General features: G+C 69.7%; 21 protein-coding genes. 17 read left to right on the top strand and 4 right to left on the bottom strand.

The genetic code is table 11. The features are described from left to right. Positions 1–44: 44 nt before the first annotated feature. The 6 genes from IFR14_RS04525 to IFR14_RS04550 are packed head-to-tail and all read left to right on the top strand — an operon-like array spanning position 45 to position 5,253. Complete coding sequence (locus IFR14_RS04525; protein ID WP_124768556.1) at positions 45–1,118, top strand: polyprenyl synthetase family protein; 1,074 nt, start codon at positions 45–47, stop codon at positions 1,116–1,118. Further along, entirely contained in the window at positions 1,115–2,083 is a 969-nt protein-coding gene (locus IFR14_RS04530; RefSeq protein ID WP_191940385.1) for a phytoene/squalene synthase family protein, read from the top strand. The genes IFR14_RS04525 and IFR14_RS04530 overlap by 4 nt, the downstream gene beginning before the upstream one ends. Further along, complete coding sequence (crtI, locus tag IFR14_RS04535; protein WP_191940386.1) at positions 2,080–3,660, top strand: phytoene desaturase family protein; 1,581 nt, start codon at positions 2,080–2,082, stop codon at positions 3,658–3,660. The genes IFR14_RS04530 and crtI overlap by 4 nt, the downstream gene beginning before the upstream one ends. Then, positions 3,660–4,013 (top strand): lycopene cyclase domain-containing protein, encoded by a 354-nt coding sequence (locus IFR14_RS04540; RefSeq protein ID WP_191940387.1) that lies wholly within the window; start codon positions 3,660–3,662, stop codon positions 4,011–4,013. Before crtI ends, IFR14_RS04540 begins: the two co-directional genes overlap by 1 nt. Next, positions 4,010–4,390 (top strand): lycopene cyclase, encoded by a 381-nt coding sequence (locus IFR14_RS04545; protein WP_137242421.1) that lies wholly within the window; start codon positions 4,010–4,012, stop codon positions 4,388–4,390. The genes IFR14_RS04540 and IFR14_RS04545 overlap by 4 nt, the downstream gene beginning before the upstream one ends. Next, positions 4,387–5,253, top strand: coding sequence for a prenyltransferase (locus IFR14_RS04550; protein WP_064297137.1), 867 nt, complete (start codon positions 4,387–4,389; stop codon positions 5,251–5,253). The genes IFR14_RS04545 and IFR14_RS04550 overlap by 4 nt, the downstream gene beginning before the upstream one ends. Positions 5,254–5,355: 102 nt before the next feature. Here IFR14_RS04550 and IFR14_RS04555 read toward each other — a convergent pair whose 3' ends face one another. Then, a complete protein-coding gene (locus IFR14_RS04555; protein ID WP_191940388.1) occupies positions 5,356–6,156 on the bottom strand; it encodes an isocitrate lyase/PEP mutase family protein in 801 nt (266 codons plus the stop codon). A gap of 205 nt (positions 6,157–6,361) precedes the next feature. Here IFR14_RS04555 and IFR14_RS04560 point away from each other — a divergent pair, with 205 nt between their 5' ends. The 6 genes from IFR14_RS04560 to IFR14_RS04585 all read left to right on the top strand — a co-directional run bounded on the left by IFR14_RS04560 (position 6,362) and on the right by IFR14_RS04585 (position 14,313). After that, positions 6,362–7,471, top strand: coding sequence for a LacI family DNA-binding transcriptional regulator (locus IFR14_RS04560; RefSeq protein WP_121291487.1), 1,110 nt, complete (start codon positions 6,362–6,364; stop codon positions 7,469–7,471). 187 nt (positions 7,472–7,658) lie between these two features. Next, on the top strand, positions 7,659–9,335 hold the full coding sequence (locus IFR14_RS04565) for an ABC transporter substrate-binding protein (protein ID WP_191940389.1): 1,677 nt from the start codon (positions 7,659–7,661) through the stop codon (positions 9,333–9,335). Between the two features lie 8 nt (positions 9,336–9,343). Then, positions 9,344–10,315 carry an ABC transporter permease gene (locus IFR14_RS04570; protein ID WP_085512196.1) on the top strand — a complete coding sequence of 324 codons (972 nt, stop codon included), beginning with the start codon at positions 9,344–9,346 and terminating at the stop codon, positions 10,313–10,315. Continuing rightward, positions 10,312–11,232, top strand: a complete 921-nt coding sequence (locus IFR14_RS04575) for an ABC transporter permease (protein ID WP_064297140.1) — start codon at positions 10,312–10,314, stop codon at positions 11,230–11,232. The genes IFR14_RS04570 and IFR14_RS04575 overlap by 4 nt, the downstream gene beginning before the upstream one ends. Then, on the top strand, positions 11,229–13,016 hold the full coding sequence (locus IFR14_RS04580; RefSeq protein WP_191940390.1) for an ABC transporter ATP-binding protein: 1,788 nt from the start codon (positions 11,229–11,231) through the stop codon (positions 13,014–13,016). Before IFR14_RS04575 ends, IFR14_RS04580 begins: the two co-directional genes overlap by 4 nt. 118 nt (positions 13,017–13,134) lie before the next feature. Beyond that, positions 13,135–14,313 (top strand): family 1 glycosylhydrolase, encoded by a 1,179-nt coding sequence (locus tag IFR14_RS04585; RefSeq protein WP_191940391.1) that lies wholly within the window; start codon positions 13,135–13,137, stop codon positions 14,311–14,313. Between the two features lie 290 nt (positions 14,314–14,603). Here the strand turns inward: IFR14_RS04585 and IFR14_RS04590 are convergent, their stop codons facing one another. Next, the gene (locus IFR14_RS04590) at positions 14,604–15,365 is read right to left on the bottom strand and encodes a hypothetical protein (protein WP_191940392.1); all 762 of its coding nucleotides are present in this window, start codon (positions 15,363–15,365) and stop codon (positions 14,604–14,606) included. A gap of 53 nt (positions 15,366–15,418) precedes the next feature. On the opposite strand from IFR14_RS04590, the gene IFR14_RS04595 reads away from it, so the two are divergent. Further along, positions 15,419–16,075, top strand: coding sequence for a MarR family winged helix-turn-helix transcriptional regulator (locus IFR14_RS04595; protein ID WP_249406888.1), 657 nt, complete (start codon positions 15,419–15,421; stop codon positions 16,073–16,075). Between the two features lie 251 nt (positions 16,076–16,326). Here IFR14_RS04595 and IFR14_RS04600 read toward each other — a convergent pair whose 3' ends face one another. Next, entirely contained in the window at positions 16,327–17,097 is a 771-nt protein-coding gene (locus IFR14_RS04600) for an SDR family NAD(P)-dependent oxidoreductase (RefSeq protein ID WP_079704937.1), read from the bottom strand. Next, positions 17,094–17,996 carry a fumarylacetoacetate hydrolase family protein gene (locus IFR14_RS04605; RefSeq protein ID WP_191940393.1) on the bottom strand — a complete coding sequence of 301 codons (903 nt, stop codon included), beginning with the start codon at positions 17,994–17,996 and terminating at the stop codon, positions 17,094–17,096. The genes IFR14_RS04600 and IFR14_RS04605 overlap by 4 nt, the downstream gene beginning before the upstream one ends. A 180-nt stretch (positions 17,997–18,176) precedes the next feature. Here IFR14_RS04605 and IFR14_RS04610 point away from each other — a divergent pair, with 180 nt between their 5' ends. Genes IFR14_RS04610 through IFR14_RS04625 form a run of 4 tightly spaced genes read left to right on the top strand, consistent with a single transcriptional unit; the run spans position 18,177 to position 21,735 of the window. Beyond that, a complete protein-coding gene (locus IFR14_RS04610; protein ID WP_137242411.1) occupies positions 18,177–19,466 on the top strand; it encodes an L-fuconate dehydratase in 1,290 nt (429 codons plus the stop codon). Next, entirely contained in the window at positions 19,459–20,412 is a 954-nt protein-coding gene (locus IFR14_RS04615; protein WP_191940394.1) for an aldo/keto reductase, read from the top strand. Before IFR14_RS04610 ends, IFR14_RS04615 begins: the two co-directional genes overlap by 8 nt. Then, entirely contained in the window at positions 20,412–21,275 is an 864-nt protein-coding gene (locus tag IFR14_RS04620) for an amidohydrolase family protein (protein WP_191940395.1), read from the top strand. Before IFR14_RS04615 ends, IFR14_RS04620 begins: the two co-directional genes overlap by 1 nt. A gap of 43 nt (positions 21,276–21,318) precedes the next feature. Next, a complete protein-coding gene (locus tag IFR14_RS04625) occupies positions 21,319–21,735 on the top strand; it encodes an RbsD/FucU family protein (protein WP_124768569.1) in 417 nt (138 codons plus the stop codon). The last annotated feature ends 8 nt before the right edge of the window (positions 21,736–21,743 follow it).

The following is a 21,743-nucleotide window of genomic DNA, read 5'->3' on the forward strand; positions in this document are numbered from 1 at the left end:
AGCTAGCGTACTAATCTCACCGCTCCGTGAAGTAGCCTCGTGATATGGAGACCCACCACGTCGTCGACGCGCCCTATCGACAACAGCATCAGGTCGAGGATGCCCTCGAGCGTTTCCTCGAACTGGCGAAGACGCAGGCGGTGTCGTTCGGCGGCGCCGGCTACCTGCGGCTCTGGGAGACCATCGAGCGCAGCATGGCCGGCGGCAAGCGGTTCCGCCCACGGATGGTCATGACGGCCTACGAGGCGCTGGGTGGAACGGACATCGTCGCCGCGGCTCACGTCGCCGCCGCCTACGAACTCCTGCACACCGCGCTGATCGTCCACGACGACGTGATCGACCGCGACTTCGTCCGGCGCGGCAGCCCCAACGTCTCCGGCAGCTACCGCGACATCGCGCAGACCGCGGGCATCCCGTTGCCGCTCGCCGAGCACCGCGGCATGTCCGTCGCCGTCATCGCCGGCGACCTCGCCCTGTCCGCGTCCTACCGCCTGATCGACCGCGCCGGGAGCGCCGACGCGGTCCGCACCCGCCTGCGCGAGATCCTCGACGACGCGATCTCCGCCTCGGCGGCCGGCGAGCTAGCCGACGTCGACTTCACGGTCGGCGGCGTCGTCCCGACGGTCGACGACATCATCCGCATGGAGCGCCTGAAGACCGCCTACTACTCGTTCGAGGCGCCCCTGCAGTCGGGCGGCGTCCTGGCCGGCGCTCCGGAGGCGACGATCGACGCGCTCGGAGCGTTCGGGCAGCAGATCGGTATCGCCTACCAGATCATCGACGACGTCCTCGGCGTCTTCGGCGACTCGAAGACGACCGGCAAGACGACGATCGGCGACCTCCGCGAGGGCAAGTTGACGGTCATGGTGGCGTTCGCGGCGGAGCAGCCCGAGTGGCACGCCGTCGAGCACCTCTTCGGCGACCCGGACCTCGACGAGGAGGGTGCCGCCGTCCTGCGCGACGTCCTCACGACGACGGGCGCCCGCCAGCACGCGACCCTGCTCGCCGGTGACTACGCCAACCGCGCCTGGGAGCAGCTGGCCTCGCCGAGCATCCCGGCGCAGCTCCGCGACGAGCTCCGCCCCATCGTCGCCACCGTGCTCGAGCGGTCGCGATGACCGCAGCAGGGGACGGGACCGGGCGACCGGCCGACGACGCTTCGGCGGTCGGCGACGCACGACAGCTCTACGACCGGGTAGCCCAGGAGACCGCGAGCATCGTCATCCGTCGGTACTCCACGTCCTTCGGCCTGGCGGCCAGGCTGCTGGGTGGCGACATCCGCCAGGACGTCGAGAACGTGTACGCACTCGTCCGCATCGCCGACGAGATCGTCGACGGCGTGGCCGCGGCAGCCGGGCTCGACCCCGAGCGAGTCCTCCGCATGCTCGACGCCCTCGAGCAGGACACCGAGGACGCGATGGCGACGGGGTACAGCAGCAACCTCGTCGTCCACGCCTTCGCCATCTCGGCGCGGTCGGCGGGGATCGAGGTCGACCTCACCCGTCCGTTCTTCGCGTCCATGCGCGCGGACCTCTCGCGGACCGTCCACACCCCGGAGACGTTCCGCGACTACGTGTACGGCTCCGCCGAGGTCGTCGGGCTCATGTGCCTGCGGATCTTCCTGCGCGGCCACGACGTCGACGACGCCCAGCGCGCCGCGTTCGTCGTCGGCGCCAGGAGTCTCGGTGCCGCCTTCCAGAAGGTGAACTTCCTCCGCGACCTCTCGGCCGACCACGACGAGCTCGGCCGCAGCTACTTCCCGGGTGTCGCCGTCGACGAGCTCACCGAGGCGCAGAAGCACAGCCTGCTCGACGACATCGAAGCCGATCTCGACCGCTCGGCAGCGGTCCTCGGGCGGCTGCCGAAGTCGAGCCGTCGCGCGGTCGCCCTCGCCCAGGAGCTCTTCTCGGAACTCGCCCGACGCATCCGGACGACGCCGGCCTCGGCGCTCGTCCGCACGCGTGTCCGGGTGCCCGACCCGGTCAAGCTCCGCATCGCCGCCGGCGCGCTCGCCGGTCGCACACCAGCCACGACCGGCACCACCGGCTCCATCCCGACGATCGACGAGAGTTCGCAGTCATGACCACCTCCCACAACCGGACCGTCGTCATCGGCGGCGGCATCAGCGGTCTCGCCACCGCAGCCCTCCTCGCCCGCGACGGCCAGCGGGTCACGCTGCTCGAACGACGTGAGGTGCTCGGCGGCCGCACCGGCACCTGGGAGCAGGACGGCTTCACCTTCGACACCGGCCCGAGCTGGTACCTCATGCCGGAGGTCTTCGACCACTTCTACCGCCTCCTCGGCACCTCCGCCGCCGAGCAGCTCGACCTCGGGCGACTCGACCCCGCCTACCGCGTCTACTCGGAGGGCCGCGACGGACACCTCGACCTCGCCGCCGACCGGGCCGGCAACCTCGCGCTGTTCGAGTCGGTCGAGCCCGGTGCCGGCGCGAAGATGGACGAGTACCTCCGCAGCGCGAAGGAGACCTACGAGATCGCCATCCGGAGCTTCCTGTACACGACGTTCGAGTCGTACCGGACGCTCGCGAGCCGAGAGGTGCTCGCCCGGATGCCGAAGCTCGCGAAGCTCCTCACGGAGGACCTCGACACCCTGGCTGCGCGCACCGTCTCCGACGTCCGGTTGCAGCAGATCCTCGGCTACCCGGCCGTGTTCCTCGGCTCCTCGCCCTTCGAGGCGCCGAGCATGTACCACCTCATGAGCTACCTCGACCTCGAGGACGGCGTGCTCTACCCGCAGGGCGGCTTCTCGCGGATCATCGACACGATCGCCGAGCTCGCCCGCGCCGAGGGTGTGGAGATCATCACGGGCGCCGAGGTCACCGGCATCACCACGATGCCCGCCGGCCGCCGCGCCAGGGTCGACGGCGTCAACTACCTCGACGCCGACGGTCGTCGGCAGCTGCTCCGCGCCGACCGGGTCGTGTCCGCCGCCGACCTGCACCACACCGAGACGACGCTGCTGCCCCGCGAACTCCAGACCTACCCGGCCGAGTACTGGGAGAAGCGCACCGCCGGACCGGGAGCCGTGCTCGTGATGCTCGGCGTCCGCGGCGAGCTGCCGGAACTCCTGCACCACAGCCTGTTCTTCACGGCCGACTGGCGCGACAACTTCGGCCGCATCTTCGGCGAGGAGACGAGCGTGCCCGACCCGGCGTCGCTCTACGTCTGCCGTCCGAGCGCGACCGATGCGGGCGTCGCACCCGACGGCCACGAGAACCTGTTCATCCTGGTCCCGGTCCCGGCCGATCCGTCCATCGGTGGCGGTGGAGACGCCCGGGTCGCGGAGATCGGCGACGCCGCCATCGCGCAGATCGCCGAGTGGGCCGGCGTCCCCGACCTCGCCGAGCGCATCGTGGTGCGTCGCGACGTCGGACCGGCCGACTTCGTGACCGACCTCAACGTCTGGAAGGGCACCGCCCTCGGGCCGGCGCACATCCTCTCGCAGAGCGCGATGTTCCGGAGCGGCAACGTCAGCAAGAAGGTCGACGGGCTGTTCTACACCGGTGGCTCCACCATCCCGGGTATCGGCCTGCCGATGTGCCTCATCAGCGCGGAGCTCGTCGTGAAGCGCATGCGCGGCGACATCACCACCGGACCGATGGCGGAGCCGTTGCGCGCGCGCGCCGAGGCGACCGGCTGATGGGTCTGCTGTACCTGCTGGCGCTGCTCGTCTCGATCACCGGGATGGTCATGCTCGACCGGCGGTTCCGGCTCTTCTTCTGGGCCGACCGACGGCGGGCCGCGATCATCCTGCCGATCGGCGTCGTGTTCTTCCTCGTGTGGGACCTGCTCGGTATCGGCACCGGCATCTTCTTCCGCGGTGAGACCTCGTTCATGACCGGGCTGCAGGTCGCGCCCGAGCTGCCGATCGAGGAGGTCTTCTTCCTGACGCTGCTCTGCTACCTCACGATGAACCTGTTCGGCGCGGCGCGACACACGCTCGGTCGGTCGTCCCGTCGCACGACCGGCGCCACCGAGGTGAGCGGACGATGACCTACTGGGCCCTCAACGCATGGTTCCTCGCCGTCGTGGCGGTCGTCGCCTTGCTCGCGGTCGTCCGGCTCGATCGGCGCCGTGCGAGCGGATCGCGCTCCACCGGTCTGACGGCGGGCACCTGGCTGCTCGCGGTGGGCGGTGGGCTCGTCGTCCTCCTGCTCATGACCGCGCTGTTCGACAACATCATGATCGGCATCGGGCTCGTCGGCTACGACCCGGCACTCATCTCCGGCGCCTTCATCGGCATCGCGCCGCTCGAGGACTTCGCCTACGCCATCGCCGCGGCCGTCCTGCTCCCGTCGCTCTGGGTGCTCCTCGAGCGCCGAACCCCTGCTCCCGTCTCCCCATCCCCGTCCCAGGAGGACCCGGCATGAACCGACTCGGCCAGCTCGTGCTGTCCTCCCGACCGCTGTCGTGGATCAACACCGCGTACCCCTTCGCAGCGGCGTACCTGCTGACCACGCGCGAGCTCGACCTCACCTTCTGGCTCGGGACGCTGTACTTCCTCATCCCGTACAACCTCGCGATGTACGGCATCAACGACGTCTTCGACTACGAGTCCGACCTGCGGAACCCGCGCAAGGGCGGCGTCGAGGGCGCGGTCCTGGACCGCCGGATGCACCGGTTGACGATCTTCGCGGCGATCGTGACGAACGTCCCGTTCCTCGTCTACCTCGTCGTCATCGGGTCGCCGCTGTCATGGCTCGTCCTCGCGATCAGCGTGTTCGCGCTCATCGCGTACAGCGCACCCGGCCTGCGGTTCAAGGAGCGGCCGTTCATCGACTCGCTCACCTCGAGCACGCACTTCGTGAGCCCGGCGGTCTACGGCCTCGTCCTCGCCGGCGCGGTCTTCACTCCGGCGCTCTGGGCGCTGCTCGTCGGCTACTTCCTCTGGGGGATCGCCAGCCACGCCTTCGGTGCGGTGCAGGACATCATCGCGGACCGGGAGGGCGGGATCGGCTCGATCGCGACGGTCATCGGTGCGGCGGCCACCGTCCGGTTCGCCTTCGTCGCCTACCTGGCCGGCGGTGCGCTCATGCTCGTGACCCCGTGGCCGATCCCGTTGGCCGGCCTGCTCGCGCTGCCCTATGCCGCGAGTGTGCTGCCGTTCTGGAACCTCCGCGAGGAGGACGCCGAGCGGGCCAACGCGGGCTGGAAGCGGTTCCTCCGCCTCAACTTCCTGACGGGCTTCCTCATCACGATGCTCATCATCTGGTACTGGTTCCTGACGTCCTGACCGGAACCCGCGGCGACCCTGTCTCAGGAGTCCCCGGGCGCGCCGCCGAGGTCACTCGGCGCCACGCCCGGATCCTCCTGAGAACGGGTCGTCAGTCGAGGCTCAGAGCTCGAAGGAGAAGCCGAGGTCCTCGGGGTACTCGCCGAGCTCGGTGAGGCCGGTCGCCGCGCGCTGGAGGGCGGCGAGGGTCAGACCGAGCGTGCCGGGGCCGAAGCTGACGCGTGAGACGCCGAGTTCGGCGAGGCGCTTGAGCGGGACCGCGCCGGGGTAGCCGATGACGGAGATGCGTCCGTGCACCTGCTCGATGGCCTTGGCGACGAGCTCCTCCGTACCGAGTCCGAGGAAGAAGACGACGTCCGCACCGGCCTCGAGGTAGGCGTTGGCGCGCGCGACGGCCTCGTCCCACGCCTCGGGGTCGCCGGCGAGGGTGTCGACCCGGGCGTTGATGACGAGCGGGATGCCCGCGTCCTCGGCTCCGGCGCGAGCGGCGGCGACACGGGCCGCGGCCTCCTCGATCGGGAACTGCGGAGCCTTCGCGGCACCGACGGAGTCCTCGAGGTTGATCCCGACGGCACCCGACTCGACGATGAGGCGGCGGACGTTCTCACGAACGCCGGCCGCGCCGGACGCGTAGCCCTTCTCGAAGTCGATCGTCACCGGCAGGTCGACGGCGCCCACGATGATCTTCGCGGCGGCGATCGCCTCGTCGACGTCGAGGCCGCCGCCGTCTTCGAGCCCACGGACGTTCGACACCGAGTGGCTCGCCGAGGCGAGGGCGACGACGCCGGGGGCCTCGGAGACGACTTTCGCGGTGATGGCGTCCCAGACGTTGGTGACGATGAGCGGGGAACCCGGCTCGTGGAGGGAGTTGAGGAGGACGGCTTTGGCATGCTGATCAGTCATGTCCGCAGTCTGCCAGCGCACGCCGGCCGCCCAGCCGACAAGCGTCGAGAATTCAGGGAACGTTCGGGTTGGCTGCGGTTCCCGGCTCCTGTGGGCCGCTCCCGTGACGCAAGACGAGGGCGCTCCGCGCGCCATCCCACGCCGCCGGTGGACCGGGCGGGCAGGATGCCGTGCGTATCATTGGTGGCCGAAGGAAGGCGTTCCCATGACGAAACCGCCGACGGTCTACGACGTCGCGCACCACGCCGGCGTCTCCATCGCGACGGTCTCACGGGTGCTCAGCCGACCCGACGACGTGAAGCCGGCCACGCGAGACCGCGTGCTCGCCTCGGTCGGTGAACTCGGGTACGTCCCGAGTGGAGCCGCGCGGGGGCTCGCCGCACGCCGCACCGGCGTCATCGGCCTGTTCTTCCAGGGGCTCGACGCGATGGACGACCTCGGGGACATCGCCCTCGAGGGTGACGAGGCGGCGGCCGGGGGAGCGCGCATCGTCCGCGACATCCCGGAGCGGACCGACACGCGGACGCTCAACCTCTACTTCGACGAGGTGCTGCGCGGCTGCGAGCTGGAGTCCTGGCGGAGCGGGTTCGCGCTGCTCGTCGGTGTCGGACGCGGATCCACGGCGACGCAGACCGTGCGCGACATGGCGGGTCGGGTGGACGGCCTCATGGTGCTGGCCGGGAGCGCGAGCGAGGAGGAGCTCGCGCGCCTGTCGCGGCACGTCCCGATCGTCGTGATGGCGGGGCCCCGGCGCGGCGACGACCTCGACCACGTCTCCGTGAGCAACGCCGAGGGGATGCGCACACTCACGGCGCACCTCATCGACGACCTCGGTGCCCGGGAGCTCGAGTACGTGGCGGGAAGCCTCGGCTCGCCCGATGATGCGGAGCGCTGGAGCGGGTTCCGCGCGGCCCTCGCGGACCGGTCGCTCGAGGCCCCGGAGGAGCCGACCCTCCGCGGCGACTTCACCCGGGAGGGTGGGCGACGGGTCGGTCGGGAGCTGTTCCGACGCGACGGCCTGCCGCGCGCCGTCGTGTGCGCCAACGACCAGATGGCGCTCGGCGTGATCGACGCCGCCAGGATCGCCGGGGTCGCGGTCCCGGAGGAGCTCATCGTCACCGGATTCGACGGCATCGATGCCGGCCGCCTGTCCGCTCCGCGGCTCACGACGGTCCGGCAGCCGATGGAGACGCTCGGCCGGGTCTCCGTGCAGGCGCTCGCCCGTCGCCTCGCCGAGCCGAAGCTGCCCGCGATGTCCGTCCGACTCCCCGTCGAGGTCGTCCTCCGCGAGAGCTCCGAGTCGATCACGTCCTGATCATCCCCTCCCTTCGCGTTCACCATTCAGGAAGCCCGCGGCGTGCCGCGGCGCGTCCGTCCGCCGCGAGGCCGCCGCGCCGAGGCTCTCCTGAATTGCGAACAGGATCGGATGTCCGACACGGGTTGCGCCGGGCAATGTATGCGCTTACACTCAACCGGTACAGACTTCAGCAAGGACGGTGGCGATGACGCACACGACGCACGAGCGGACCAAGGTCCGCAGGCGCAGACGACTCGGAGCAGCGGCGATGATCGCCGCGGCGGCCCTGCTCGTCTCCGGCTGTAGCATCCAGATCAAGAGCGAGCCGGATCCCTCGATCCCGGCCGACACGATGCTGCTGGCCTCCGACAAGGGCACCCCCATGCTCGAGCGGAATTTCAACCCCTACCTCGTGAACAAGCGCTCGGCCTCGAGCTACATCTACGAGCCGCTCGTGATCATCAACGTGCTCGACGGCAAGGAGACGCCGTGGCTCGCCGAGAAGGTCGACCTCCCGGACGCCCGCACGATCGACTACACGATCCGCGACGGCGCCACCTGGTCCGACGGCGAGGCCTTCACCCCTGAGGACGTCAAGTTCACCTTCGACCTCATCAAGCAGTACCCGACGCTCGATCAGAAGGGCGCCTGGCAGCACATCGACACGATCGAGGTCAAGGGCCAGCACGTCATCATGCACCTGCTCGACGACGACGCCCCTGCGGCCGACATCGTCTCGCAGACGCTCATCGTCCCGGAGCACATCTGGAAGGACGTCAAGAGCCCCGACACCTGGCGGAACCCGAACCCGGTCGGCACCGGTCCGTACGTGCTCGGCAACTACACCTCGCAGCAGTACACGATGGACAAGAACGAGACGTACTGGCAGGCCGACAAGATCGAGGTCAACCACCTCGTGATCCCCGCGGCCACCGGCGAACTCGACATCGTCACGAAGGGCTTCGACTGGGCGTACTCGTTCCTGTCGAACGTCGAAGGCACCTGGGGTGCGGCCAACGACCACAACAAGTTCTGGTTCCCGCCGGGAGGCGTGATCGGGCTCGTGCCCAACATGGACGTCGCCCCGTTCGACAACGTCGACGTCCGTCGCGGCATCGCCCTGGCGCTCGACCGCGACAAGATCGCCGACGCAGCGACCGAGGGCTACCTCGGTGCCGCCGGCCAGTCGAGCCTCATGCTCCCCAACCAGGAGGCAGAACTCGACCCGACCCTGCCGAACCAGGGCATGATCACGCAGGACACCGCCGGCGCCCTCGAGGCCTTCGCGGCCGCCGGGTACACCCAGCAGGGCGGCAAGCTCGTCGACGCGGCGGGCAAGCAGTTCAGCTTCTCGATCACGACCGCCAACGGCTACGCGGACTGGCTCCGCGCGGTCCAGGAGGTCCGCAAGGAGCTCGGCGCCCTCGGCATCGACGTGCAGATCAAGCAGCCGCAGCCGCCGGGGTACCAGCAGGCGATCCAGAGCGGCGCCTTCGAGGTCGCCATGGGTGGCATGGGCAACGGCATCATGTTCCAGGGCTTCAACAACAGCTTCAACAGCGAGTTCGCGAAGCCGATCGGCGAGACGACGTCCAGCAACTTCGGTCGTTACCGCAACCCGCAGATGGACCAGCTGCTCGCCCAGTACAAGGAGACGACCGACGAGGCCACTCGCCTGGGGCTGAGCCACCAGATGCAGCAGATCGTCTACAGCGACTTCCCGGTCATCGGCATGTACTACGGCGGACTCTGGGGTCTCTACAACGACAAGAAGTTCACCGGCTGGCCCGATGCGGACAACCCCTACGCACCGCTGCAGACCTACGACCAGACCCCGCTCCTCGTGTTCACGCACCTCAAGCTCCGGAAGGACGGTGAGTGACCGTGTACATGGTGCGCAAACTCGGCCTCTTCGTCCTCACCCTGTGGGCGGCGGTCACGCTGAACTTCCTCCTGCCGCGGCTCATGCCCGGTTCCCCGACCGACGCCGCGATCGCGAAGCTCGCGCAGAACGGCCCGGTCTCCGCGGCCACGCGTGCGGCGATCGAGGCCCAACTCGGTGTCCCCGGCGGCAACCTCTGGGAGCAGTACGTCACGTACCTCCACCAGGTCGTCACGCTCGACTTCGGGGTCTCGTACACCTTCTTCCCGCAGTCGGTCGGTGAGCTCATCTGGCAGGCGTTCCCATACACGATCATCCTGCTCGGGATCGTGACGATCGTCGCCTTCATCCTCGGCACCCTCATCGGCGTGCTCGCGGCCTGGCGGCGGAACACCTGGCTCGATGCCCTGCCGACGCTGAGCGGCACCTTCGCCAGCACGTTCCCGTACTTCTGGACCGCACTGCTCCTGCTGTTCTTCGCCGGCTACGTGCTCCACTGGTTCCCGACCTCGGGTGCCTTCGGCCCGACGGCTTCGCCTGCCTTCACCTGGGACTTCATCGTCGACGTCGCGTACCACGCGGTGCTGCCGGCGCTGACGATCCTCGTGACGAGCCTCGGTGGCTGGATCATCGGCATGCGCAACGCGATGATCAACACCCTCGGTGACGACTACGTGACCTTCGCCGAGGCGAACGGTCTCCGTGGTCGCACGGTCGCCATCAAGTACGCGGCCCGCAACGCGATCCTCCCCAACCTCACCGGCTTCGGGCTCGCGCTCGGCGGTGTGGTCGGCGGCTCGATCCTCGTGGAGCAGGTCTTCGGATACCCGGGCATCGGCTTCCTCCTGTTCAACGCGGTGATCGGACAGGACTACCCGCTCATGCAGGCGCTCTTCCTGCTCATCACCGTGAGCGTGCTCATCGCCAACTTCCTCGTCGACATCCTGTACGGCGTACTCGACCCAAGGACCCGCCGATGACCACCACACAGCACGTCAAGACACTGCAGTCCGACCAGGCCGTGCGTCCGCCGAGGAAGTTCGCCTTCATCGGTCGATCGGCGGCGACGCTCTGGGCCAACTGGAAGTCCCGCCTCGGGCTCATCATCCTCGCGTTCTTCATCCTCGTCGCGATCTTCGCCCCGGTGCTCGCACCGTACGGCGCGAGCCAGGACGGGTTCCCCCGGAACGCCGACTCGAGTCCCGAGCACTGGTTCGGGACGACAGCGGCGGGCGAGGACGTCCTCAGCCAGCTCATCTACGGTTCGCAGATCAGCGTCACGGTCGGTTTCATCGCCGGCATCCTGTCGACGATCGTCGCCGTCCTGATCGGCCTCAGCTGGGGCTACATCAAGGGCTTCGGCGCCGAGGTCGTGAACTTCATCGTCAACCTGTTCCTCGTGGTGCCCGGCCTGCCGCTCATGATCGTCATCGCCGCGTACCTCCAGAACGGTGGGCTCGTGATGATCGTCGCGGTCATCGTGATCACCGGGTGGGCGTGGGGTGCCCGCGTGCTCCGCAGCCAGACGCAGTCGCTGCGTTCGCGTGACTTCGTGACCGCGGCCCGCTTCTCCGGCGACCGACCGTTCCGCATCGTGTTCAACGAGATCCTGCCGAACATGACGTCCCTCATCGCCGGTGGCTTCTTCGGTGCCGCGACGAGTGCGATCCTCGCGGAGGCCGGCCTCGAGTTCCTCGGCCTCGGCGACTCGTCGATCGTCAGCTGGGGCACCATCCTCTACTGGGCGCAGAACTCCAACGCCCTGCTCACCGGTCAGTGGATCCTCCTCTTCGCCCCCGGTCTCTGCATCGCGCTCCTCGCGATGAGCCTCACCCTCATCAACTTCGGTGTCGACGCGATCAGCAACCCGCGCCTCCGTGAAGGGAAGTCACGATGAACGCCGTCAACCTCCAGGCCGAGAGCGCATCCGCGCCGGCAGCCGGGACCGGAGCGCTCCTCGAGGTCCGCGACCTGTCCGTCGTCTACGAGTCCGTCGGCGCCGCGCCGGTCCAGGCGGTCGACCACGTGTCGTTCTCCGTCGGCGCCGGTGAGTTCATCGGGCTCGTCGGCGAGTCCGGCTCCGGGAAGTCGACGCTCGGCTTCGCGGCCACCCGCTTGCAGAAGCCGCCGGCCCGCATCAACGGCGGGCAGATCCTCTTCGGTGGCAAGGACATCCGCGAGCTCGGCGACGAGGCGCTCCGTGAGCAGCGTCAGGGCGGCTTCGCCATGGTGCTGCAGTCGGGCATGAACGCGCTCAACCCGGTCCGCACGATCCGCAACCACTTCGTGGACATCTTCAAGGCGCACGGCCACGTCTCCCGCGACCGCTGGGACGCCCGGATGGCCGAGCTGGTCGACAAGGTCGGGCTGACGCCGCAGGTGCTCGCGCGCTTCCCCGGCGAGCTGTCCGGCGGCATGCGTCAGCGCGTGTCTATCGCACTGGCACTGTCGCTCGAGCCCCGTCTCATGGTGTTCGACGAGCCGACCACCGCGCTCGACGTCCTCGTGCAGCACGCGATCATGGACACGATCACCGAGCTGCAGCAGGCCGAGGGGTTCACCGCCATCCTCATCAGCCACGACCTCGGCGTCGTGCTCGAGGCGACGCAGCGCGTGCTCGTCATGCACGAGGGTCGCATCGTCGAGGACGCCCCGAGCCGCGATATCCTCGAGCGTCCGCAGGACCCCTACACGCGGATGCTGCTCAGCCACTACGCCGACCCGCGCGCCGCGGTCGTCGAGCTGCCCGGCTTCCCCTCACGGGCGAACCGGGGCACTGCTCCGGTGTCCGGCACGACGACGAGCGTCCCGACCGCGACGAGCGCGAGCTCCGAGTCGGGCCCTTCGACAGGCTCAGGGACCGTTGCCGCCAGGGCCGGTCGTTCGGCCGAGTCGGCGGTCATCGTCGACGCCGTCTCGAAGGTCTACTCGCCGCCGCGTCGCGGTGAGTCCGCGGTGACGGCCGTCGACGACGTGTCGTTCACGCTCGAACCCGGCCAGTCACTCGCGCTCGTGGGGGCCTCGGGCTCCGGCAAGTCGACCATCGCGAAGCTCATCACGGGCATCGAGAAGCCGACCTCCGGCGCGGTCCGCTTCGGTGACCTCGACGTCGCCCAGCTGAACCGCAAGGGCATCCGGAACCTGCACAAGAACGTGCAGATGATCTTCCAGGACCCGTACGCGGCGCTCAACCCGCTGCACACGGTCGAGTACACGCTCACCCGGCCGGTGGTGAACTTCACCGGGCTGAAGGGCGACGCGGTGCGCAAGCGCGTGCTCGAACTCCTCGAGACGGTGGGCCTCTCGCCCGTCGAGCAGTTCGCGGCGAAGCTGCCCCACCAGCTCTCCGGTGGACAGCGGCAGCGAGTCGTGATCGCCCGGGCGCTCGCGAGCGACCCGCAGGTGCTCATCGCCGACGAGCCCGTCTCGATGCTCGACGTGTCGCTGCGTGCCGGTGTGCTCGCACTGCTCGAGGACCTGCGGGAGCAGTGGGGCGTCTCGATGCTCTACATCACGCACGACCTGCTGTCGGCGCGACTCGTGACCGACAACATCATGGTCCTCAACCAGGGTCGCGTCGTCGAACGAGGCGAGACCGCGCACGTCCTGCAGCACCCGCAGGATCCGTACACGATCCAGCTGCTCGACGCCGTCCCCAACCCGGCCCGCGCCAAGCGCTGACGCCCGTCCCGTCCCTGCGCTTCCCCCCGGTCCCTGAGCTTGTCGAAGGGCCTGGTTCCCTCCCGGTCCCTGAGCTTGTCAAAGGGCCACACCCCAACATGAAACAGGAGCAACACCCGTGCTGACCTTCCCCGACGGCTTCCTCTGGGGCGCCGCCACCGCTGCCCACCAGATCGAGGGCAACAACATCAACAGCAACTGGTGGGTGCACGAGCACGAAGCCGGGACGAACATCGTCGAGCCCTCGGGCGACGCGATGGACAGCTACCACCGCTACCGCGAGGACATGCAGCTGCTCGCCGACGCCGGGCTGAACACCTACCGGTTCAGCATCGAGTGGGCGCGGATCGAGCCCGAGCGCGGCATCGTCTCGCGTGCCGAGGTCGACCACTACCGTCGCATGGTCGACACCGCGCACGAGCTGGGACTCAACCCCGTCGTCACGCTCATGCACTTCACGGTGCCGCGCTGGTTCGAGCGCGACGGGTTCTGGCGGGCGAAGGACGCCGCCGACCTCTTCGCGCGGTACACCGAGCTGACCCTGCCGATCGTCGGCGAGGGCGTCGAACACGTCTGCACCATCAACGAGCCGAACATCGCCGCGATGCTCGCCGGTGGTGAGGACGCGGCGAACCTCGTCGCGTACGGCCTGCCGAACCCTGATCTGTTCGTGGCGGACGCGCTTCTCGAGTCGCACACGCGTTCGCGCGAGGTGCTCTCGCAGGTGTCCGGCCTGAAGTCCGGCTGGACCATCGCGACGCAGGCGTTCCGGTCGAACGGCGAGCCGGGTTCCGACGAGATGCTGCGCGAGTACGGCTACCCGCGAGACGACTGGTACCTCGAGCAGTCCGCCGGTGACGACTTCCTCGGCGTCCAGGCGTACACGCGCACGTTCATCGGGCCGAAGGGTCCGCTGCCCGTCGAGGACGGCGTCGAGACGACGCTCACCGGTTGGGAGTTCTACCCGCCGGCCGCCGCCGAAGGTGTGCGGAGCGCCTGGGAGCTGTCGGGTGGGGTGCCGATCATGATCACCGAGAACGGCATCGCGACCTCAGACGACACCCGTCGGATCGACTACACGGACGGCGCCCTGCGCGAGCTGCACGCCTGCATCCAGGACGGGGTCCAGCTCGAGGGGTACCTCCACTGGAGCGCGCTCGACAACTACGAGTGGGCGAGCGGCTTCCGGCCGACCTTCGGCCTCATCGCCGTCGACCGCGAGACCTTCGTACGCACGCCGAAGCCGAGCCTCGCGTGGCTCGGGAACGTCGCGAAGGCGAACGGCCTCACGGAGTAGCGGAGGTTGGCAATTCAGGACGTCTCCGGCGTGTCCGTCCCCGGAACCCGCTGACGAGTCGCGCCACGCGACGGGTCTCCTGAGTTGTGAACGGAGGGACCGCAGGTTGTGTGTGTCCGCAATTCAGGACGCCTCCGGTGCGGCGCCTCCGATTGCGGTCCGGTTGGCCGCGACGCGCGGTACTGGTCCTGAGTTGTGAACGGAGAGAGCCCCCGGCAGCGGTTGCTGCCCGGGGCTCTGTGCATGGTGGTCGGCTGGGGTCCGCATGGGCGGAAGACGCCGGCGGCCGGTCAGCGCTCGCTGCGAGGGCCGCGACCGAAGCGACCACGCGGGCCGTGTTCGTGCGCCGTGTGCTCGTCCCGGCCGAAGGCTCGGGCGATGCTCTCGAGGCTGGCGAGCGTCGTCGCGAGGTCCTCGGGCGAGACGGCGTCGGCGACGGTCTGGCGGACCGCGTCGACCTTGGTGCGGAGCGCGTCGTGCGCCTCGCGACCGGCGTCCGTCAGGGTGATGCCGTCGGCGTCGACGATGACCCAGCCGCGGGCGGCGAAGTCCATGACGATGTCCGCGGTCGAGCGACGAGGACCGCGGTGGTGGCCGTGGCCAGGACCGAACGGTGCGCCGCCGGAACGGTGATCACGACCGAAGCCGCGACCGGACTCGCGCCCGCGCCCGAAGGCCCGATCGTGAGCGGGGTGGCGGTGCTCGTGGTCGCCCGGACGCTCGGCGGATGCGGTGTCCGCCGTCGTCTCGGCAGTGCGCTCGGGGCGACCGAAGCCGCGACCGGGGCCGAACCCGCCGCGGCGGCCGAACCGTTCGGGGCCGCGCGGTCCGCGGCGGTGTGGCGGGAGCGCGGCGTCGATCTCCTCGATGCTCGACGCGCCGGAGGCGATGAGCTCGAGCGTGCGCCAGCTGCGGCGGCCGAGGCCGTCCTCGGCGAGCACCTCGTGCATCGAGTGCTTGACCGCGTGATCGACGGTGCGGAGCCAGAAGCCGAGCGGGCGCTCGGCGGACTGGGTGGTGGACTGCTCTGGGTGAGTCGTTGGGGTGTTCATGGGTGGTCTCCTTATTTGCATGCTCTGTTACATGTAAATGTATAATGACATGTATGTCCGATGATCGTCAAGCGCAGCCCAGCGAACCCACAGCAACCGACCCGGTGGAGATGATCGAGCAGGCCCTCGTCCAGATCCGACGGGACCAGTCAGGTCGTCGCTTCGGCGGACGCGGTGGGCGCGGTGGGCCCGGTCATCACCACCACGATGAGCACGGGGGCGGTCATCGGCACGACGCCGACGGCGGCGCTGAGGACGAACGCGGGCGTGGGCGCGGTCCGGGCTTCGGACCCGGCTTCGGTGGGCCTTGGGGTCCTGGCGGTGGCGCCCGTCACCCGCGCGAGCAGGCGATCGCCCAGGCGGCTCGATTCCGGATGCTGGACGCGCTCGCTCGTGACGAGGCGGCCGGTGGCATGGGGATCAGTGCGCTCGCGGAGTTGATCGGCGTCGACCAGCCCCGCGCGAGCCGGCTCGTGGCCGAAGCGACGAAACGCGGCGAGGTCGCTCGCGCGGTCGACCCGAACGACGGTCGACGCAGCGTGGTGCAGCTGAGCGCCACCGGCCGCGCGGTCCTGCAGGAGGCGCACCGGGGTCGACGCGACGCGGTCACGACCGCGCTCTCGGGGTTCACGCCCGAGGAGGTGGCGCAGTTCGCCGCGTACCTCGAGCGCTTCGCCGCCGCGTGGCCGCGCCCCGACACCGACCGGTAGCTCGCCCGCCTGATCCTCGGCCCCGGGTTCGCAATTCAGGAGCGTCCCGGTGAGTCGAGCCGGATCATCCCCTCGGTGGCGGGACGCGCCCGCGTGCGCCTGAGTTCTGCACGAGCGGACCCGTCCGGTCCATGCCGTTCGCAATTCAGGAGGAGTCAGGCGTGTCGGCCTGGGGATGGCCGTCTCGCGGGAGAACCGCCGGGGCGCTCCTGCGTTGTGAACGGTGAGGCGGCATCGGGACTCGGCCCTCGCTACTCGGGGCGGAGGCGGAGCTCCTGCATCCCGCCGTCGACGGCGATCGAGGTGCCGGTCGTCGAGCCTGATCGCGGGCTCGCCAGGTAGGCGACGGCACCGGCGACCTCGGTCGCGGCGACGAGTCGGCCATGCGGCTGGCGTGCCTCGAGTGCGGCGCGTTCTGCGGCCGGGTCGGCGGCGCTGTCGAGCAGCCGGCCAACCCAGGGGGTGTCGGCCGTGCCCGGGTTGACGCAGTTCACCCGGATGCCCTCGCGCAGGTGGTCGGCGGCCATCGCTCGCGTCAAGGACAGCACGGCTCCCTTCGTCGCCGTGTAGAGCGCGCGCTGGGGGAGTCCCGCCGTCGCGGCGATCGACGCGGTGTTCACGATCGCGGCCGACGGCGACTCGCGCAGGTGTGGGAGGGCCGCGCGCGTCACGCGAGCCATGCCGACCACGTTGATGTCGAAGACGCGGTGCCACTCGTCGTCGTCGTTGGACTCGATGGTGCCCTGCGCGCCGATACCGGCATTGTTCACGATGATGTCGAGGCGGCCGAACCGTGCGACGACGGCGTCGATCGCCGCACGGACCGACGCGTCGTCGGCGACGTTCGCCCGCACCGACAGGCGGGTGGCGGAGTCCTCGTCGGGCGACGGGTTCAGGTCGAGGATCGCGACGCTCGCGCCAGCTGCGGCGAGGCGTTCGACGATCGCGGCGCCGATCCCCGAAGCGCCGCCGGTGACGATCGCGACGAGTCCGTCGAACTCGCCGGTGTCTGCCGCGCTCATGCGCGGCCTCCGAGTGCCTCGGCGGGCTTGGCAGACGGCGCGATTCCAGGGACCGGGTCGACGAACCGCTGTCGCTGGCGGCCGAGGCCCTCGATCTCGACCTCGCAGACGTCGCCCGGTGCGAGGTAGGGGAAGCGGCCGGAGAGCGCGACGCCCTCGGGTGTGCCGGTCAGGACGAGGTCGCCGGGTTCGAGCTGCAGGTATTGGCTCAGGTGCCAGATGACCGTGGCGACGTCGAAGATGAGGTCGGCCGTGCTCGAGTCCTGACGCGGTTCGCCGTTGACCCAGCTGCGGAGTCGCAGGGCGCCGGCGTCGACCTCGTCCGGCGTCACGAGCCACGGGCCGGTCGGGTTGAAGCCCGGAGCGCACTTGCCCTTCGACCACTGCCCGCCACTCGCCGCCATCTGGAAGTCGCGCTCCGACACGTCGTTCGCGGTGACGAAGCCGGCGATGCGGCCGAGGGCGTCCTCAGGGCTGTCGAGGTAGGAGGTGCGCTCGCCGATGACGACGCCCAGCTCGACCTCCCAGTCGGTCTTCGTGCTGCCTCGCGGGATGCGGACGTCGTCGTTCGGGCCGACGACCGTGTTGGGCGTCTTCAGGAACATGATCGGGATCTCGGGAGGGGCGGATCCCGACTCCGCTGCATGCGCCGCGTAGTTCATGCCGATGCAGACGACCGCACTCGGCCGGGCGATCGGAGCGCCGATCCGGAGCTCGTCGGCGCCGTCGAGGACGGGGAGCGCACCCGACTCGAGCGCGGCGCGAACGCGGGCGACGCCGCCGCCGGCGAGGAACGCTCCGTCGATGTCGGGGGTGATCGATCGGAGGTCGTAGGCGGTGTCGCCCGCGAACACGACGGGGGTCTCCCCGTCCACGGGGCCGAGTCTGGCGAAGCGCATGCTGGTCCTTCCGGTTCCGCCGGTGTCCGCGTGCGGACCCGGCTCCGTAGCCGATAACGTCTGAACTCTACCGCCCGATCCAGCCGTTGCAACAGGTGATTCGGTCCACGCTGAGCGCATTGACAGCCCAGACATCGGATGTCTAAGCTCGGTGGCACCAGCCCGAAGGAGCATGCCGACGTGAGTACCATCATCGGATTCGAGACGCACGACGTCCGGTTCCCGACCTCGACCACCCTCGACGGCTCGGACGCCATGAACCCCGACCCCGATTACTCCGCCGCCTACCTCCGGCTCGTGACGGACGCGGACGACGGCCACGAGGGCCACGGCTTCGTCTTCACCATCGGACGCGGCAACGACGTCGAGGTCGCAGCCATCCACGCCCTCCGGGAGCACCTCCTCGGTCGCGAGGTCGAGCCCGTGCTCGACGCCCTCGGAGCCTTCTGGCGCGAACTCGTCTACGATTCCCAGCTCCGGTGGCTCGGCCCCGAGAAGGGCGTCATGCACATGGCGATCGGCGCCGTCGTCAACGCGCTCTGGGACCTCAAGGCCAAACGTGCCGGCCTGCCGCTCTGGCGGCTGCTCGCCACGATGACGCCGGAAGAGCTCGTCGAGCTCGTCGACTTCCGCTACCTGAGCGACGTCCTCACCCCGGACGACGCCCTCACAATCCTCCGACGCGCCGAACCGGGACGGGAGGCCAGGATCGAGGCCCTGCTCGCAGCCGGGTACCCCGCCTACACGACCACGCCCGGGTGGCTCGGCTACTCCGACGAGAAGCTCGACCGCCTGTGTCGCGAAGCGGTCGCTGACGGATTCACACAGGTCAAACTCAAGGTCGGCGGGAACGTGGAAGACGACGTCCGTCGTCTCGCCATCGCCCGGAACGCCGTGGGACCCGACATCCGGATCGCCGTCGACGCCAACCAGCGGTGGGACGTCGCGGAGGCGATCGACTGGATGTCGCGACTCGCCCCCTACGACATCGCCTGGATCGAGGAGCCGACGAGCCCCGACGACATCCTCGGCCACGCGGCGATCGCCCGCGGCGTCGCCCCGATCCCGGTCGCGACCGGCGAGCACATGGCCAACCGCATCATGTTCAAGCAGTTCCTGCAGGCCGACGCCCTCCAGGTGCTCCAGATCGACTCCACGCGGGTCGCCGGCGTGAACGAGAACATCACGATCCTCCTCCTGGCCGCGAAGTTCGGTGTCCCGGTCTGCCCGCACGCCGGTGGCGTCGGGCTGTGCGAAGCGGTGCAGCACCTCTCGATGTTCGACTTCATCGCCGTGTCCGGGAGCGAGGATGGACGCATGATCGAATTCGTCGACCACCTGCACGAGCACTTCGTCGAGCCCGTCGAGATCGTTGCCGGCCGATACCGCGCGCCGCTCGCCCCCGGCGGCGGTTCGGAGATGCTCGCGACGTCGATCGCCGAGTTCACCTTCCGGGGCGCCGGTGCCTGACCTGCTCGTCCCGCGGCTCGCGTACGGCGCCGCCAACCTCGGCAACCTCTACCGCGAGCTCAGCGATGAGGAGGCCTGGGCGATCCTCGATGCGGCCTGGGAACACGGCGTCCGCTTCTACGACACGGCTCCGCACTACGGCCTCGGTCTCTCCGAGCGTCGGCTCGGCGCCTTCCTGCGGACGAAACCGCGCGACGAGTACGTCCTGTCCACCAAGGTCGGCCGTCTCCTCGTGCCGAACCCCGCGGGGGAGGGTGCGCTCGACACCGACAACGACTTCGTCGTCCCGGCGACCTTGCGGCGCGAGTGGGACGCGAGCGAGGCCGGCGTGCGGCGCTCGCTCGACGAGTCCCTCGAACGACTCGGACTCGACCACGTCGACGTGCTCTACCTCCACGACCCGGAACGCAACGATCCGGAGTCCGGGATCTCCGAGGGGATACCGGCGCTCGCCGCACTCCGCGACGAAGGACTCGTCGGGGCGGTCGGGATCGGGTCGATGGACGTCGCCGCTCTGCTCGCCGCGGTGCGCACGGGCCTGACCGATCTCATCATGATCGCCGGTCGGTACACGCTCGCCGAGCAACCGGCGGGCGCGGAGGTGCTGCCCGTCTGCCTGGAACACGGCGTCGGTGTGGTCGCCGCCTCAGTGTTCAACTCCGGCCTGCTGGCCCGCGCCGTCCCCGACCGCGACGGACGCTACGAGTACGGTGCCGTCCCGCCGGAGGTCTTCGACCGCGCCGTCGACATCGCCGAGATCTGCCGTCGGTTCGAGGTCGAACTGCCCGCGGCCGCCCTCCAGTTCCCGCTCCGCCACCCCGCCGTGCGGACGGTCGCGGTCGGCGCCTCGCGGCCGGAGCAGATGATCCAGAACGTGGAGCGCTTCGAGGCTCCGATCCCCGAGACCTTCTGGACGGAGCTGCGCACCAGAGGGCTGCTCGGCTGATGCGGACGATCGACGCGCACCTCCATCTGTGGAATCGCGCCGACGGGTATCACTGGCTCGCTTCGGCCGACGAGGCACTTCGCGAGGACTTCACGCCGGAGCGCGCGGCCGCGGAGCTGCAGGCGGCCGGCGTCGATGCGGCGATCCTCGTCCAGGCCGACGACACGGAGCTCGACACGATGTCCATGCTCACTGCATCGGACGCTTTCAGTTGGGTCGCCGGCGTCGTCGGCTGGGTGCCGATCGACGATGTGAAGCGGGCCGAGGCACTGCTCGACCGTTGGGGCGCGCACCCACGGTTCCGCGGCGTTCGTCAGTTGCTGCACGACGATCCCCGGGACGGCCTGCTCCTGGCCGCGCCCGCGCGCCGGTTGGCGGCGGTCCTCGCGGATCGTGGGCTTCCGCTCGACGTCCCGAACGCCTTCCCTCGGCTGCTCCGTGACGCCACCGGACTCGCACGGCTGGAGGAGGGGCTGACGATCGTCGTCGACCACCTCGCGAAGCCGCCGCGCGACGATGAGGCCTTCGCACAGTGGGCGACCGAGCTGGCCGCGGCGGCGGCGTCACCGAACGTGGTCGCCAAGGTGTCGGGCCTCAATCGAGCCGGTCGGCCGTTCGTGGCGGCCGACGTGCGTCGGGCCTGGGACACCGCACTCGCCTGCTTCGGGCCCGAGCGGTTGATGCTCGGCGGCGACTGGCCGATGACCGTCACGAGCGGCGGGTACGGTGCGGTATGGCACGAGCTGTCCGGTCTCGTCGACGAGTTGTCGCCGGCGGAACGCGATGCACTGCGTGGCGGGACGGCGACGCGCGTCTACCGGCTCGACCCCCGCGGGCCGGTCGGCGTCGACGGACTGACATGATCGGGCAGACGGATGGACACGGAACCATGACGAGGAGGTCACCATGCTGACAGGGATCGACCCGGTGCTGAGCGGCGAACTGCTGCTGCACCTGGACGCGATGGGACATTCGGACGCGGTGGTGATCGCCGACGCGCACTTCCCGGCCACCCGGCTCGGCGAACGCGTCGTCGTGCTGCCGACGCTGTCGACGCCGGAGGTCCTCCGAGCGGTGCGCACGGTGATCCCGCTCGACGACGAGCCCGTGCTCGACCTCATGACGAGTGCCGACGGCACGGTGCTCGACGTCCAGCGGGAACTCATCGCCGCCGCCGGCACAACCGCGGACGCCGTGCGCTTCGTCGACCGGTTCGCCTACTACGACGAGGCCGCCACGGCGTTCCTCATCATCCGCACGGGCGAGACCAGGAAGTACGGGAACGTCACCCTGCGGAAGGGGCTCGTGCTCCCGGGCGCCTGACCCGACCG

It is taken from the genome of Plantibacter sp. CFBP 8775, assembly GCF_014839505.1.
GTDB classification, from domain to species: Bacteria; Actinomycetota; Actinomycetes; order Actinomycetales; family Microbacteriaceae; genus Plantibacter; species Plantibacter auratus.

Coding starts and splice junctions, on each gene's coding strand:
- IFR14_RS04525 (WP_124768556.1), top strand. CDS start 45: ATGGAGACCCACCACGTCGTCGACGCGCCCTATCGACAACAGCATCAG.
- IFR14_RS04530 (WP_191940385.1), top strand. CDS start 1,115: ATGACCGCAGCAGGGGACGGGACCGGGCGACCGGCCGACGACGCTTCG.
- crtI (WP_191940386.1), top strand. CDS start 2,080: ATGACCACCTCCCACAACCGGACCGTCGTCATCGGCGGCGGCATCAGC.
- IFR14_RS04540 (WP_191940387.1), top strand. CDS start 3,660: ATGGGTCTGCTGTACCTGCTGGCGCTGCTCGTCTCGATCACCGGGATG.
- IFR14_RS04545 (WP_137242421.1), top strand. CDS start 4,010: ATGACCTACTGGGCCCTCAACGCATGGTTCCTCGCCGTCGTGGCGGTC.
- IFR14_RS04550 (WP_064297137.1), top strand. CDS start 4,387: ATGAACCGACTCGGCCAGCTCGTGCTGTCCTCCCGACCGCTGTCGTGG.
- IFR14_RS04555 (WP_191940388.1), bottom strand. CDS start 6,156: ATGACTGATCAGCATGCCAAAGCCGTCCTCCTCAACTCCCTCCACGAG.
- IFR14_RS04560 (WP_121291487.1), top strand. CDS start 6,362: ATGACGAAACCGCCGACGGTCTACGACGTCGCGCACCACGCCGGCGTC.
- IFR14_RS04565 (WP_191940389.1), top strand. CDS start 7,659: ATGACGCACACGACGCACGAGCGGACCAAGGTCCGCAGGCGCAGACGA.
- IFR14_RS04570 (WP_085512196.1), top strand. CDS start 9,344: ATGGTGCGCAAACTCGGCCTCTTCGTCCTCACCCTGTGGGCGGCGGTC.
- IFR14_RS04575 (WP_064297140.1), top strand. CDS start 10,312: ATGACCACCACACAGCACGTCAAGACACTGCAGTCCGACCAGGCCGTG.
- IFR14_RS04580 (WP_191940390.1), top strand. CDS start 11,229: ATGAACGCCGTCAACCTCCAGGCCGAGAGCGCATCCGCGCCGGCAGCC.
- IFR14_RS04590 (WP_191940392.1), bottom strand. CDS start 15,365: ATGAACACCCCAACGACTCACCCAGAGCAGTCCACCACCCAGTCCGCC.
- IFR14_RS04595 (WP_249406888.1), top strand. CDS start 15,419: ATGTCCGATGATCGTCAAGCGCAGCCCAGCGAACCCACAGCAACCGAC.
- IFR14_RS04600 (WP_079704937.1), bottom strand. CDS start 17,097: ATGAGCGCGGCAGACACCGGCGAGTTCGACGGACTCGTCGCGATCGTC.
- IFR14_RS04605 (WP_191940393.1), bottom strand. CDS start 17,996: ATGCGCTTCGCCAGACTCGGCCCCGTGGACGGGGAGACCCCCGTCGTG.
- IFR14_RS04620 (WP_191940395.1), top strand. CDS start 20,412: ATGCGGACGATCGACGCGCACCTCCATCTGTGGAATCGCGCCGACGGG.
- IFR14_RS04625 (WP_124768569.1), top strand. CDS start 21,319: ATGCTGACAGGGATCGACCCGGTGCTGAGCGGCGAACTGCTGCTGCAC.